Origin of the sequence: Pseudomonas sp. P20 (assembly GCF_016463925.1) — a bacterium.
GTDB classification, from domain to species: domain Bacteria; phylum Pseudomonadota; class Gammaproteobacteria; order Pseudomonadales; family Pseudomonadaceae; genus Pseudomonas; species Pseudomonas aeruginosa.
The window spans coordinates 58979-73065 of sequence record NZ_JAEMVM010000003.1; the positions used below are offsets into that span (position 1 = coordinate 58979).

A 14087-nucleotide genomic window follows, 5' to 3' on the forward strand; every position below is an offset into this window, starting at 1 on the left:
GGAAAGCGAACTGCGCGAAGCGGGTCCGGCCGGCGCTGGCCGGCACCCGCAACTCGGCGCCCAGAGGCACTAAGCGCGGGGGGCGTATGCTAGCATGTTCTCCCTTTTCCTTGCCCGGTTGCGACCTGAGTTGTTCTCAGGACGACCATGAATCATTTGAGAGTTCCCGAATGACCCGCGAAGCCCTGATCGAATCGCTCAAGCCCCTGGTCGAGCCTGGCAAGCTGCTCGACGACGCCGCCTCCCTGGACGCCTACGGCAAGGACTGGACCAAGCATTTCGCCCCTGCGCCGCTGGCCATCGTGTTCCCCAAGAGCGTCGAGCAGGTCCAGGCGATCGTCCGCTGGGCCAACCAGCACAAGGTCGGTCTGGTCCCGTCGGGCGGTCGTACCGGGCTCTCCGCCGCGGCCGTGGCGGCCAACGGCGAAGTCGTGGTGGCCTTCGACTACATGAACCGGATACTCGACTTCAATGCCTTCGACCGCACCGTAGTCTGCCAGCCGGGCGTGGTTACCAAGCAACTGCAGACCTTCGCCGAGGAAAACGGCCTGTACTACCCGGTTGACTTCGCTTCTTCCGGTTCCAGCCAGATCGGCGGCAATATCGGCACCAATGCCGGCGGGATCAAGGTCATTCGCTACGGCATGACCCGTAACTGGGTGGCCGGGATGAAGGTCGTCACCGGCAAGGGCGACCTGCTCGAGCTGAACAAGGACCTGATCAAGAACGCCACCGGCTACGACATGCGCCAGCTGTTCATCGGCGCCGAAGGCACCCTGGGCTTCGTGGTCGAGGCGACCATGCGCCTGGAGCGCACGCCGAAGAACCTCACCGCTATGGTCCTCGGCACGCCCGACTTCGACTCGATCATGCCGGTGCTGCATGCCTTCCAGAGCAAGCTCGACCTGACCGCCTTCGAGTTCTTCTCCGACAAGGCCCTGGCCAAGGTCCTGGCCCGTGGCGACGTACCGCGGGCGTTCGAAACCGACTGCCCGTTCTACGCCCTGCTGGAGTTCGAGGCGACCACCGAGGAAGTCGCCAACGAGGCGCTGGCCACCTTCGAGCACTGCGTCGAGCAGGGCTGGGTGCTGGACGGGGTGATGAGCCAGAGCGAGCAGCAGTTGCAGAACCTGTGGAAGCTGCGCGAGTACATCTCCGAGACCATCTCCCACTGGACGCCGTACAAGAACGACATCTCGGTCACGGTTTCCCGGGTGCCCGCCTTCCTCAAGGACATCGACGCCATCGTCGAGGCCAACTACCCGGACTTCGAGGTGGTGTGGTTCGGCCACATCGGCGACGGCAACCTGCACCTGAACATCCTCAAGCCGGAAAACCTCGGCAAGGACGAGTTCTTCGCCAAGTGCGCGACCGTCAACAAGTGGGTGTTCGAGACCGTCGAGAAGTACAACGGCTCGATTTCCGCCGAGCATGGCGTGGGCATGACCAAGCGCGACTACTTGACCTACACCCGCTCGGAAACCGAAATTGCCTATATGAAGGCACTGAAGGCGGTGTTCGACCCCAACGGGATCATGAATCCCGGCAAGATCTTCGCCGAGTAGCAGGTGTCGCAACGCAGAGGGCCGGTCATCCGGCCCTTCTCGTCTGTGGCGGGCGCCACGGATGCCTTTCCACCCGTTCAGGAGTCGGTAAATGAGTTACCAGCATCAATATATCGACGGCACCCCGATCCACTTCCCCCTGGGCAAGCTGGTCTGCGTCGGGCGCAACTACGCCGAACACGCCAAGGAACTGAACAACCCGGTTCCCACCGAGCCGCTGCTGTTCATCAAGCCCGGCTCCTGCGTGGTGCCGGTGAGCGGCGGGCTGAGCCTGCCGCAGGAGCGCGGCTCGGTACACTACGAGGCGGAAATCGCCGTGCTGATCGGCAAGCCGCTGTCGCGCAAGCCGAACCGCGAGGAGGTCCTCGACGCGATCTCCGGCTATGCGCCGGCGCTGGACCTGACCTTGCGCGAGGTCCAGGCGAAACTGAAGGAAAAGGGCCTGCCCTGGGAGCTGGCAAAGAGCTTCGATGGCGCCGGCGTGCTGTCGCCGTTCGTGAACGCCGACCAGTTTCCCGACCCGACCGACATCGGCATCCGCCTGACCATCAACGGCGAGGTGCGCCAGGACGGCAACAGCCGCGACATGCTCAATCCGATCGTGCCGCTGATCCAGCACATCGCCGGGCATTTCTCGCTACAGGCCGGCGATGTGGTGCTGACCGGCACGCCGTCCGGGGTCGGGCCGCTGAACAGCGGCGACGAGTTGCTGCTCGAATTGCCGGGCGCCAGCCGTTTCGAGACCCGCGTGCTCTGAACCGCTGCGGCCGCCGGGGGCGGCCGACTTCCCTAGCGCCGGCAGCGGAAGCGACTGTCGGTCGGCTGGCCGACGCTTCGATTGACAGGCCGGGGGCAATGCCCTTTCATGGCGACGCCCAAGAAAACACCTGGCCAAACAGTCGAGCCTCGCCCATGTCCCTTGCCTCCAAGCTTCCCCGTTTCCGCTGGCTGCTGCCGGCGTTCGTCGTGCTCGTCGGCGTGGTGCTGACCATCGTCATGCATTGGGACGATCGCGCCGGCCTTTGGTGGAAGGAAAGCCAGGCCAGCCAGCAGCAGCGCGACGAAAGCATCTGGCTGCCGGGCTATCGGGTGGTGATCGACGCCAAGCCGTTGCAGGGCCTGGAGGAGGAAGAAACCTCGGACCTGGCCTACAACCCGGCAACCAGGACCCTGTTCACCGTTACCGGCAAGCGGCCGCTGCTGGTGGAGCTGTCGCTCACCGGCGACGTGCTGCGTACCATCCCGCTGCTCGGCCTGAGCAATCCCGAAGGCGTGGCGGTGCTGGAGAACGGCAACGTCGCGGTGACCGACGAGCGCCGCAATACCCTGACCATCTTCCATGTCGACCCGCAGACCGCCGAGCTGAGCACCAAGAGCCTGGCCGAATTCCCGCTGGGCAATATCGGCAAGAAGAACAAGGGCTTCGAGGGCATCGCCTGGGATCCGCGCCAGCAGCGTCTGTTGCTGAGCAAGGAGCGCGATCCGATGACCCTGTTCAGCTGGAAGAGCGACGGCGGGCCGAGCCTGAGCGGGGCGATGACCGCGCTACCGAGCGACGACCTGTACATGCGCAACGTCTCGGCCCTCAGCGTCGACCCGCGTACCGGCCATACCCTGGTGCTGTCGGCCGAATCGCATCTGCTGCTGGAGCTGGACGAGAAGGGCGAGCCGGTCAGCTTCATCAGCCTGCTCGGCGGCTTCAACGGCCTGGACAGCAAGATCCCGCGCGCCGAAGGGGTGGCCATCGACGACGAGGGCACCATCTACATGGTCAGCGAGCCGAACCTGTTCTACGTGTTCCGCAAGAAGAGCGGCGAGCGCCTGGCCACCAGCGACGCCGATTAAGCTTCGCTTAAGCGCCGATTAAGCCTGGTTTCAGCAAGGCTTCGTAGCCTGGACCCATCGAAACCAACTACGAGGCGTTACCCATGAAACTTCGTCACCTGCCCCTCATCGCTGCCATCGGCCTGTTCTCCACCGTCACCCTGGCCGCCGGCTATACCGGCCCGGGCGCTACCCCGACCACCACCACGGTGAAGGCCGCGCTGGAAGCCGCCGACGACACCCCGGTGGTCCTCCAGGGCACCATCGTCAAGCGCATCAAGGGCGACATCTACGAGTTCCGCGATGCCACCGGCAGCATGAAGGTGGAGATCGACGACGAAGACTTCCCGCCGATGGAAATCAACGACAAGACCCGGGTCAAGCTGACCGGCGAAGTCGACCGCGACCTGGTCGGCCGCGAGATCGACGTCGAGTTCGTCGAAGTGATCAAGTAAGGCCCTGAATCGAAACGGCCCGCCTCCCGGAAGAGAGGCGGGCCGTTTCGCGTTCCGACCGGGCGAAGTTGCGGGCGGGCTTACCGGTGAACCCCTTCGAAACCCTGTAGCACGTTCACCGCGTTGATCCCGATTTCCTCCACCGCGTAGCCTCCCTCCATCACGAACAGCGTGGCCAGGCCGAGCTTGCCGATGGCTTCGCCCATGCGCAGGTAGTCGGGGCTGTCCAGGCGGAACTGGGAAATCGGGTCCTCCTTGAAGGTATCCACCCCCAGGGAAACGATCAGGACGTCCGCCGCATAGGCCTGGATCTGCCGGATCGCCGCCTGCAGCGCCTGGCTCCAGGTCGCCCAGTCGCTGCCGGCCGCCAGTGGGTAGTTGAAGTTGTAGCCGGTGCCGACGCCGTTGCCCTTCTCGTCGGCGTAGCCGAGGAAATAGGGGTATTCGAAGCGCGGATCGCCGTGGATCGAGGTGAACAGCACATCGGCGCGGTCGTAGAAGATGTCCTGGGTGCCGTTGCCATGGTGGTAGTCGACGTCGAGGATCGCCACCCGCCCGGCGCCCCGGTCGAGGAAGGCCTGGGCGGCGATGGCGGCATTGTTGAAGAAGCAATAGCCGCCCATGTAGTCGGCCGCGGCGTGGTGGCCCGGCGGGCGACAGAGCGAAAATACCGAGCGCGCGCCGTTGGCGAGTTCGGACTGGCCGCTGAGGGCGACGTTGGCCGAACTGGTGATCGCCTGCCAGGTCCCGGCGGTGATCGGCGCGCCGGCGTCGAAGGAGTAGTAGCCGAGGCGACCGTCGATGTTGTCCGGCTCCGTCTGCCGCAGGCGCCGGGTCGGCCAGGCGATCGGCAGCATGTCGTGGCTGCGGCCGGTGGCCAGCCAGTCCTGCCAGGCGTTCTGCAGGAAACGCACGAAACCCTCGCTGTGCACCCGGCGGATCGGTTCCAGGCCGAAGTCGCGCGGTGCGCGGACTTCGCCGAGGCCGACGGCCTTCACGCGGTCGAGGACCATGTCGGCGCGGCTGGGTTTTTCGAAGCAGGGGGTGAACTGGCCGCCGATCAGTTCGTGCCGGCCGTGGTGCAGGCGATGGTCGTCGCTGTAGATGGTCAGCATGTCGGGCTCCCGGGCTCAGTTCTGTTCGGAGAAGGTCACGGTCGGCGCCTTGCGGCGGAAACCGCCGGTATGCAACGCCAGGTAGGCGAGGCCGGCGGCGAACCAGGTCAGGCCGATCACCAGGGTCAGCGCCGAGAGGCTGGTCCACAGCCACAGGGTCAGGCCCAGGCCGATGGTCGGCACCAGCCCGTAGCGCAGCAGGTCGCGCGGGGCGCGGCGGCCGTCGAGCAGCAGGTAGCTGCGGATCACCGCCAGGTTCACCGCGGAGAACGCCACCAGCGCGCCGAAGCTGATCATCGAGGCCAGGGTGGTGAGATCGATGACCACCGCCAGCAGGGAAATCACCGAGACCACCAGGATCGCGATCACTGGCGTCTTGAAGCGCTCCGAGAGGCTGCCGAACACGCGCCGCGGCAGGATGCCGTCGCGGCCCATGCTGTAGAGGATGCGCGACACCGAGGCCTGCGAGGCCAGCGCCGAGCCGGCGGCGCCGGCGACGTAGGCGGCGGTGAAGAAGCTGGCGAGGAACTTGCCGCCGGCCGCCAGCATCACTTCGTTGGCCGCCGACTCGGCGTCCTGGAATACGCTGCCGGGGAACACCAGTTGGCTGAAGACCGCCAGCACGGTGAACAGCAGGCCGGCGCCGACCGTGGTGATGACGATGGCGCGCGGGATGTCGCGTTGCGGGTCGCGGGTTTCCTCGGCCAGGGTCGAGACCGCGTCGAAGCCGAGGAACGACAGGCACAGCACCGCCGCGCCGGCCATCAACGGGGCGAAGCCCGGCTGGCTGCCGTCACCGACGAAGGGCAGGCTCAGGTCCAGCGAGGGGATGCCGGCCAGGTGCTTGACCGCCATGGCGACGAACACCACGGCGAAGACGAACTGGGCGCCGACGATCACGTTGCTCATGCCGGCCACCGAGCTGATGCCGATCACGTTGAGCACGGTGACCAGGCCGATCGCCGCGAGCACGAAGACCCAGGCCGGCACCATCGGGAAGGCGATGTTGAGGAACAGGCCGATGAGCAGGTAGTTGATCATCGGCAGGAACAGGTAGTCGAGCAGCAGCGACCAGCCGGCGAGGAAGCCGACGCAGGGGCCGAAGCTGAGGCTGGTATAGGAATAGGCCGAGCCGGCGATGGGATATTTCTTCACCATGAAGCTGTAGGAAAAGGCGGTGAAGAGCATCGCCGCCAGGGTGATCAGGTAGGCGCTGGCGGTACGACCGCCGGTGATCTCGGTGACTACCCCGTAGGTGGTGAACATGGTCAGCGGAACCATGTAGACCAGCCCGAAGAAGACCAGGGCGGGAAGCCCGAGGATGCGCCGCAGGCCGGTGCCCTGGGCGCTGTGGACGTACTCGGGGCGCTTGCCGCCGATGAGGATGCCGTTGTTGCGTTCGCTGGCCATGTTCCGCTCCTCGCGAAATGCCGTATCGATCCCGCAGGCGGCCGCTTGGGCGGACCTTTCCTGCGCCGGGTGAATGGACGGGCTAGTGGAAAACCGCTGGGGTTTCCGCCGGGTCGGTGGAAATGGCAGTGACGAGAGGGCGCGTGGCGTGTGCGGGCACGGGCGTTGGGGCGTCGATAGTGTTCATGGCGTTCTCAGGAAGCGTTCTTGTTGGATTTCTAGCTCGCGGTCGCGAGGTTCCCTTGGGCTCTGCCGGCGCCGTTTCCGCGGCTCCGGGCGACCCCTCGAGGAGGGCGCGGTTCGACTCTAGCAATCCGGTTTCGCCGGGGAGAACCCTGTAGACGGTCAAAAAGGGATCGAAATGGCCAAGCTGGCTGGCCGGCCAGCGCTGGCGCGAGCTGGCCGCCAGCGCCGCGTCGATCATTTCTTAAGCTTGGTCCAGACCTTGCTGCGCAACGCCAGGGCTTTCGGCGAGCAGAGCTTGAACGGCTTCAGGCGGTCGAGCTTGTCCTGCGGGGTGTTGATCGCCGGGTCGTCGAACAGTGCTTTCTCCATGAATTTCTCCGAGCCGACGATGGCGTTGTTGTACTTGGCGAAGTTGGAGGCGGCGGCGATGTTCTCCGGGCGCATCATCCAGTCGATGAAGACGTGGGCTTCCTTGACGTTGCTGGCGTCGCGCGGAATCGCGAAGTTGTCGATGAACAGCCGGATGCCTTCCTTCGGATAGACGTATTCGAGGCTGGCGCGTTGGGCGTGGGCGCGGTGGAAGGCGCCGTTCCACTGCTGGTGCATGGCGACCTCGCCGGCGGCCATGCGCTCGATGGTGCCGTCGCTGTTGTACATGGCCAGCGCCGGCTTTTGCCTGAGCAGCAGGTCGAGGACCTTCTGCGCTTCCCTGGCGTCCTCGGTGCATTCGTCGATGCCGAGGTAGTAGGTGGCGGGAATGAACAGTTCCTCGATGGAGTTTAGAGCCACCACCTTGCCTTTCAGCTCGGCTGGTGGTTCGAAGAACGGCTTCCAGCTTTCTTCCAGCCTGCCGCCCGGCACCTTCGCCGTATCGTAGCTGTAGCCGGTGGTGCCCCAGAGATAGGGAATGCTGTAGTCGTGGCCGGGATCGAAGCCAAGGGTCCGGAAGTTTTCCTTCAGATTGCCCAGGCTCGGCAACTGGCTCTTGTCGAGCTTTTGCAGCAGCCCCTCCTTGACGAATATTTCTATGAAACTGTCCGACGGCACCACCACGTCGTAGGCGCCGCCACCGGCCTTGAGCTTGGCCAGCAGCGTCTCGTTGCTGTCGTAGGCGTCGAGGGTGGCCTTGATCCCGGTGTCCTTCTCGAACTTCTTCAGTAACTCCGGCGGGTAGTAGTCCGACCAGTTGGCGAAGTGCAGGGTGCCTTCGGCGCGAGCCTGGCCGCCCAGGGCTAGACCGGCGGCGAAGAGCAGGGTGAGCGGTGTGCGGTAGGTCATGATGGACTCCTGGCGATCTTCTGTTTTTTCTTCGTGGAGGCAGGTTCTCAGCGGCGGCGTTGGCCGAGGTAGTACGACAGGGCGACGAAGGCGATGGAAATCATGAGGATGATCGAGGAAATCGCATTGATCTTCGGGGATATGCCCATGCGGATGGAACTGAAGATGTACACCGGCAGGGTGGTTGCGCCGGCGCCGGCGACGAAATAGGTGATGACGAAATCGTCCATCGAGATGATGAACGCGAGCATCGCCCCGGACAGCACGCCGGGCATCAGCAGCGGCAGGGTGATTTTCCAGAAGGCCTTCCACGGCGAGGCGTAGAGGTCGGCGGCGGCCTCCGCCAGGCGCGGGTCCAGGCCCTCCAGGCGGGCGCGGATCGGCAGGTAGGCGAAGGGGATGCAGAACACGACGTGGGCGATGAGGATGGTGAACAACGACAGCTTCAGGCCGATGAAGGAGAAGAACATCAGGGTCGCCACCGCGGTGACGATCTCCGGCACCAGCAGCGGCAGGCCGAGAACGCCGTTCATCAGGGTCTGCCCGCGGAAGGCGCGACCGCGCATGCCCAGCGCGGCGAGGGTGGCCAGGACGGTCGAGGCCAGGGTGGCGAGGGTGGCGACGAGCAGCGAGTTCTTCGCCGCGCGGAGGATTTCCGGATCGTTGGCCACCACCGCATACCATTTCAGGCTGAAGCTCTCCCAGAGCGTCGCCGACTGGCCGCTGTTGAAGCTGAGCACTACCAGCACCAGGATCGGGATGTAGAGGAAGGCGAAGAACAGCCAGGCGGCCTGGCGCACGCCGCTGAAGGTCCAGAGTGGATTGCGGCCGTTCATGGCTGGCCTCCGCCGGCGTTGGCCCGGAAGCGCAGGTTGTAGATCAGCATCGCCAGCAGGACGAAGGCCAGCAGGGCGAACGAAAGGGCGGCGCCGAACGGCCAGTTGTGCGCGGTACCGAATTGCAGCTGGATCAGGTTGCCGATCATCAGCGCCTTACCGCCGCCGAGCAATTCCGGAATGATGTAGCTGCCCAGGGCCGGGATGAATACCAGGATGCAGCCGGCGACTATCCCCGGCATCGCCAGCGGCACGATCACCCGGCGCAGCGCTTTCCAGCGGTTGGCGCCGAGGTCGAATGCCGCCTCCACCAGGCGCCAGTCCATCTTTTCCAGGCTGCTGTAGATCGGCAGCACCATGAACGGCAGGTAGGTATAAAGGAGGCCGATGATCACCGCGTTGTCGGTATAGAGCAGCCCCAGCCCGGTGTCGGTCAGGCCGATGCCTTGCAGGCCGGCGTCCACCAGCCCGCCGTTGCGCAGCAGCAGGATCCAGGCGTAGACCCGCACCAGCAGGTTGGTCCAGAACGGCACGGTGACCAGGAACAGCAGCAGGTTGCGCCGGCGTTCCGGTTGCAACGCCAGGTACAGCGCGGTGGGGAAGCCGAGCGCCAGGCAGCCGAGGGTGGTCAGCAGCGACAGCCAGAACGAGCGCTGGAAGATGCCCAGGTAGTCGGCGTTGAACACCAGGCTGTCGTCCAGGTCGCGTTCCCAGAGGAAATTGAGGTAGGCCTCCAGGCTGTGCTGGCCCCATTTCACTCCGCCGTAGTCGCCGGATTGCTGGATCGACACGGCGAACATGATGCCCAGCGGGATCACCAGGAACAGCACCAGCATCAGCATCGCCGGGCTGCTCAGCAGCAGGCGCCGACGCAGCTGCCGGCGTTCGGCCGACTGTTGCGCGGTAGGTCGGCCGGCGGTGCTCATTCGGCAAGCACCCGGATGGCGGCGGCGGGAATCCGCACCCGCACCTTCGCCCCCGGACTGTGCGGGCAGCGTGCGCCGTCGCGGTTCTGCTGGCGCACGCGGAAGCCCGGCTGTCCGGCCACGTTCAGGTGGTAGACGGTATCGGTGCCGACATAGACGATGTTTTCCAGCACGCCTTCCAACTGGCCGTCGGCGGCCAGTTCGGTGCGCTCCGGGCGGATCGCCAAGGTCACAGCGCCGCTGCCCGGGGTCGTCGCGGCCAGCCGCTGGCCGTCCGCCAGGCGCACGCCGTCGGCGTCGGCCTGGCCCTCGAGGAAGTTGGTTTCGCCGATGAAGTCGGCGACCGCCCGGTTCAGCGGCGCCTCGTAGATGTCGCTGGGCGTGCCGACCTGCAACACCTTGCCCTTGCTCATCACCGCGATGCGGTCGGACATGGTCAGCGCTTCCTCCTGGTCGTGGGTGACGAAGATGAAGGTGATCCCGGTCTCGTGCTGCAGGCGCTTCAGCTCGATCTGCATTTCCTTGCGCAGCTTCAGGTCCAGCGCCGACAGCGACTCGTCGAGCAGCAGCACCTTGGGCCGGCTGGCCAGCGCGCGGGCCAGGGCGATGCGTTGCTGCTGGCCACCGGACAACTGGTCGGCGCGGCGCTTGCCGACCTCCGGCAGCTTCACCAGGTCGAGCATGCGGCTCACGGTGGCGTCGATCTCGCTGCGCGGGCGGCCCTGCATCTCCAGGCCGAAGCCGATGTTGTCGGCGACGCTCATGTGCGGGAACAGCGCATAACTCTGGAACACCGTGTTGACCGGGCGGCGGAACGGCGGCAGGCCTTCCATGTGTTCGCCATAGAGGCGGATGCTGCCGGAACTGGGCTGTTCGAAGCCGGCGATGAGGCGGAGGAGGGTGGTCTTGCCGCAGCCGGAAGGGCCGAGGAGGGTGAAGAATTCGTTGGCGTGGATATCCAGGGACACATCGTCAAGGGCCTTCAGGCCTTGGCCGGGGGTACCGAATTCCATGCAGATCCGCTCGATGGCTATCGCGCTGGTCATGCTGAATTCCATGCAGTCAAGCAGTTGTTATTGTTGAGGTTTTGCGGTTTCTGGGGCCCGCTTCACCTGCTGCGGTTCGATAATGACCGGGGCGCCGCGGGCGCAGAACGATAGATGCGGCCAATAAGGGATCGAACAGGCCAATCTGGTGGCGCTGGAAGAAGACTGCGGATGCTCTCTTGTCGTCTCTTTCGGACAGGAAACTCGGACCTGTCCGAGTCGCCCGGGCGGCTGGCTGACTTTAAGCTTGGCTTCAGCCTGGAGCCGTAGCTTGCGTAGGAAAGGTCGGGCGCAGCCCGTTTCCATACAGCGTACAGGCTCTATGCTATGACTATCCACGCCCAAACTCCCGAGCCGTTTTCCATGTCCCGAGCTTTCACGCCTCGCCGTCTGCTGCTGGCCGTCCTGCTGGTCGCGCTGGCCGCGCTGGTCCTTCTCGGCCAGAGCTTCCGGGTCTTCGACCGGGCCTGGTTCGCCGTCCAGGAGTGGCGTCACGCCGATGCCTGGAAAGAGCGCTCGATATGGCTGCCGGACTACCGCGTGCGGATCGAGGCGCAGCCCATCGAGGGGTTGAACGACGACGTTTCCGCGCTGACCTTCGATCCCGACCGGCGCACCCTGTTCACCGTGACCAACCAGCCGGCGCAGATCATCGAGCTGTCCTTGCAGGGCAAGGTACTGCGGACCATCCCGCTGACCGGCTTCGGCGACGCCGAGGCCATCGAGTACATCAGCCGCGGCGTCTACGTGATCACCGACGAGCGCCAGCAACGCCTGGTCAAGGTGCGCCTGGAGGACGACACGCGCTTCATCGACGCTGCCGATGCCCAGCAGCTTTCGCTGGGTATCGGCCTCAACGGCAACAAGGGTTTCGAAGGGCTAGCTTACGACGCCGAGGGCAAGCGCCTGTTCGTCGCCAAGGAGCGTGACCCGGTGCGCATCTACGAGATCCACGGTTTCCCCCACACCCAGGCGGACAAACCGTTCGCCGTGCACGTGGTGGACGACCCCGGGCGCGACAAGCGCCTGTTCGTCCGCGACCTGTCCAGCCTGCAGTTCGACGAGGGCACCGGGCACCTGCTGGCGTTGTCCGACGAGTCGCGTCTGGTAGTCGAGCTGGACACCGACGGCGAGCCGGTCAGCACCCTGTCGCTGCTGCGCGGCATGCACGGCCTGAAGCGCAGCGTGCCGCAGGCCGAGGGCGTGGCGATGGACGACCGTGGCGTGCTCTACCTGGTCAGCGAGCCGAACCTGTTCTACGTGTTCAGCAAGGACGAGCCGGCGCAGCCCTGACGCGGCATACGGGGACGGCAGGAGCGTCCCCTGGCCCGCTCAGAACTGCCAGTTCACCCCGAGCGAATAGCCCGCCTGGTTGCCTTCGCTGTGGGCGAAGCGGCTGTTGGCTTCGGCGAAGACCCCGAGCTGCTCGGTGATCGCCAGTTGCGCGCCAAGCTGGGCGCGGCCGAAATCCTTGTCCACGCCGCCCATGTCGGCGACCCGGACACGCCCGTCGCCGCGGCTGGTCAGGTCCATGTCGTCCAGGCGTCCGTCCGCCAGCTCGCGGACCCAGCGCAGGCTGGCGTAGGGTTGCAGGCGCATTCTCGCGCCCAGCGCCAGCTCGCCGCGCAGACGCCAGCCGAGACTCGCCTCCAGCGAGTCGTAGTCCTGCTTCTCGTAGCCGAGTGCGGTACGCAGGGCCTCGTCCTCGCGGAAGTCGTCGATGCGGTAGTGCATGTAGTCGAGGCCGGCCAGCGGCCCGCTCCGCAGTTCGCCGAAGCTGAAGTCATAGCCGCCTTCCAGCCGGGCGCCCCAGGACCAGGCCGAGGTGTCGCCCGACAGACGCTGGTCGAGCAGCACCGGCCCGCCGGCGGCCTGGAGGTAGACCGAACGCTTGCTGTCGTAGCGGGTATGCCCGAGGTTCAGCTCGCCGGCCAGCCATTCCGGACCGCCGTCGTTGTACAGGCCGAACAGGCCGAGCTGCCAGGTGTCGCCCTCGATGCGCCCACCATGGTCCAGCTTGTCGCGGCTGCGCTGGAAGGCCAGGCTGCCGCCGAGGGTCAGGGCCTCGCTGTAGCGGTAGTCGCCGAGCAGATGCACGCCGGCGCGCCTGGACTCCGGATTGCCAGGCATGTCGAAACCGCTGTCCGGCGAGACCTCGCCCTCCGCGCCCACCTCGCCGTCGAAGCTGCCTACCGGCCGGTTGCTGCCGAGCAGGGTCAGCCAGCGGCGGTCGTGCAGGCGGGTCAGTGCCTGATGCTGGCGCTGCAACTGGTCTTCCATCTGCCGCGCCAGGGCGCCGCCGGAGGCGGTGGAGGCCAGCAGGTCGGCGTTGGTCAGCTCCAGCACCAGGCGCGTCAGCAGGCGGGAAAAGTCGCGCATGCGTTGCTCGATGCGCTCCTGGCCGAGGGCGTTGGTCAGTACTTCCTTGTTGTCCTCGGCCGGGTCGTGCCAGGTTGAGCCGCCGGGAATCGCCGGGTTGTCGGTCTGCTCGTAGCCGTCCAGGTCGCCCAGTTCCCAGTTGGTCGCCTCGATGAACAACACCGGGATGTCCATCCCGTTGAAGCTTTCGCCGTCGCTGCAGCAGCCGGTACCCGCCGGGTATTCGGCGTTCAGGCCGGGGTTGGTGAACAACGGGATGTCCAGCTCGCGGGCGATGCGCAGGATCTGTTCGCGGTAGGCGCCGAGGGCCGGGCTGGACACGCTGTTGGAGCCGGCATGGGCGTACATCTTGTCGCCGGTGACCAGGCTGTCGAGGTTGATCATTCCCAGCAGGTTGGCGCGCTGGCTGGCGTCGAGGGACTCGACGTAGGCACGCGAACCGCGCAGGCCTTCCTCCTCGGCGCCGAAACCGACCACCTCGAGGCCGTTCTCCAGGGCGATGCCGCCGAGGTTGCGGGCGATCTCGGTGAGCACCGCCGCGCCCGAGGCGTTGTCGTCCAGGCCCTGCAGGGTCGGGCGACCGTAGTAGGTGTCGTAGTGCGCGCCGAGTACCAGGAACTTCCCGCTGCTACCGGGCGCCGAGGCGATGACGTTCTGTGAACTGCGGTTGCCGGCCCAGGTGAAGTCCTGGCGACTGGTCTGGTAGCCGAAGCCCAGGCGCGACTGCATCAGTTCGCTGGCGCCGGCGAAGCTGGCGGTGCCGCGATAGCGGCCCGGGTAGTCGGTGATCAGGCGCTCCAGGGTCTCCCCGGCGTATTCCCCGTATTCGTAGGCGTTGGCGCCCAACGACAGCGCGGCACATCCCAGGCCTACAGCGACAGCTAATGGTTTGAACACGGCACTTTCCTCTGTGTCGGTACGATGGTGCATCGAATGATGCTCGCGCCGCGGAAAGCAGGATGCGGACCGTTTCATGTCCCGGTGGCACGAAGTGACGCCTGGTCGACCTGCGGTGTCGCCAGGCTGTAAGAAGCGTCGCTCCTGGCGATGGGCGGGAAGCTTCGTGC

At 65.8% G+C, this 14087-nt stretch carries 12 protein-coding genes; 5 read left to right on the plus strand and 7 right to left on the minus strand.

All coding sequences use genetic code 11. The annotated features are described in order from the left end of the window. Window positions 1-170: 170 nt before the first annotated feature. The 4 genes from JHD77_RS04455 to JHD77_RS04470 all read left to right on the plus strand — a co-directional run bounded on the left by JHD77_RS04455 (window position 171) and on the right by JHD77_RS04470 (window position 3844). Entirely contained in the window at window positions 171-1565 is a 1395-nt protein-coding gene (locus JHD77_RS04455; protein WP_003112948.1) for an FAD-binding oxidoreductase, read from the plus strand. Between the two features lie 91 nt (window positions 1566-1656). Beyond that, window positions 1657-2322 carry a fumarylacetoacetate hydrolase family protein gene (locus JHD77_RS04460; RefSeq protein WP_003110705.1) on the plus strand — a complete coding sequence of 222 codons (666 nt, stop codon included), beginning with the start codon at window positions 1657-1659 and terminating at the stop codon, window positions 2320-2322. Window positions 2323-2420: 98 nt separating this feature from the next. Continuing rightward, window positions 2421-3410 carry an SdiA-regulated domain-containing protein gene (locus JHD77_RS04465; protein WP_003121726.1) on the plus strand — a complete coding sequence of 330 codons (990 nt, stop codon included), beginning with the start codon at window positions 2421-2423 and terminating at the stop codon, window positions 3408-3410. Between the two features lie 83 nt (window positions 3411-3493). Next, on the plus strand, window positions 3494-3844 hold the full coding sequence (locus JHD77_RS04470) for a NirD/YgiW/YdeI family stress tolerance protein (RefSeq protein ID WP_003084357.1): 351 nt from the start codon (window positions 3494-3496) through the stop codon (window positions 3842-3844). Between the two features lie 80 nt (window positions 3845-3924). Here JHD77_RS04470 and aphB read toward each other — a convergent pair whose 3' ends face one another. The 6 genes from aphB to JHD77_RS04500 form a co-directional block, all read right to left on the minus strand. Further along, complete coding sequence (gene aphB / locus JHD77_RS04475; RefSeq protein ID WP_003110574.1) at window positions 3925-4959, minus strand: acetylpolyamine amidohydrolase AphB; 1035 nt, start codon at window positions 4957-4959, stop codon at window positions 3925-3927. Window positions 4960-4974: 15 nt separating this feature from the next. After that, entirely contained in the window at window positions 4975-6369 is a 1395-nt protein-coding gene (locus tag JHD77_RS04480) for an APC family permease (RefSeq protein WP_191519395.1), read from the minus strand. A 420-nt stretch (window positions 6370-6789) separates the two neighbouring features. After that, window positions 6790-7833: an ABC transporter substrate-binding protein gene (locus tag JHD77_RS04485; RefSeq protein WP_003084365.1), complete on the minus strand. Its 1044-nt coding sequence runs from the start codon at window positions 7831-7833 to the stop codon at window positions 6790-6792. Window positions 7834-7880: 47 nt separating this feature from the next. Then, the gene (locus JHD77_RS04490) at window positions 7881-8669 is read right to left on the minus strand and encodes an ABC transporter permease (protein WP_031755855.1); all 789 of its coding nucleotides are present in this window, start codon (window positions 8667-8669) and stop codon (window positions 7881-7883) included. After that, window positions 8666-9595: an ABC transporter permease gene (locus JHD77_RS04495; RefSeq protein WP_003112953.1), complete on the minus strand. Its 930-nt coding sequence runs from the start codon at window positions 9593-9595 to the stop codon at window positions 8666-8668. The genes JHD77_RS04490 and JHD77_RS04495 overlap by 4 nt, the downstream gene beginning before the upstream one ends. Next, window positions 9592-10641 carry an ABC transporter ATP-binding protein gene (locus tag JHD77_RS04500; protein WP_003112954.1) on the minus strand — a complete coding sequence of 350 codons (1050 nt, stop codon included), beginning with the start codon at window positions 10639-10641 and terminating at the stop codon, window positions 9592-9594. Before JHD77_RS04500 ends, JHD77_RS04495 begins: the two co-directional genes overlap by 4 nt. 327 nt (window positions 10642-10968) lie before the next feature. Here JHD77_RS04500 and JHD77_RS04505 point away from each other — a divergent pair, with 327 nt between their 5' ends. Further along, a complete protein-coding gene (locus JHD77_RS04505) occupies window positions 10969-11934 on the plus strand; it encodes an SdiA-regulated domain-containing protein (RefSeq protein WP_014602377.1) in 966 nt (321 codons plus the stop codon). 39 nt (window positions 11935-11973) lie between these two features. On the opposite strand, the gene JHD77_RS04510 is transcribed toward JHD77_RS04505, so the two are convergent. Next, window positions 11974-13917 carry an autotransporter outer membrane beta-barrel domain-containing protein gene (locus tag JHD77_RS04510; RefSeq protein WP_031755854.1) on the minus strand — a complete coding sequence of 648 codons (1944 nt, stop codon included), beginning with the start codon at window positions 13915-13917 and terminating at the stop codon, window positions 11974-11976. Between the last annotated feature and the right edge of the window lie 170 nt (window positions 13918-14087).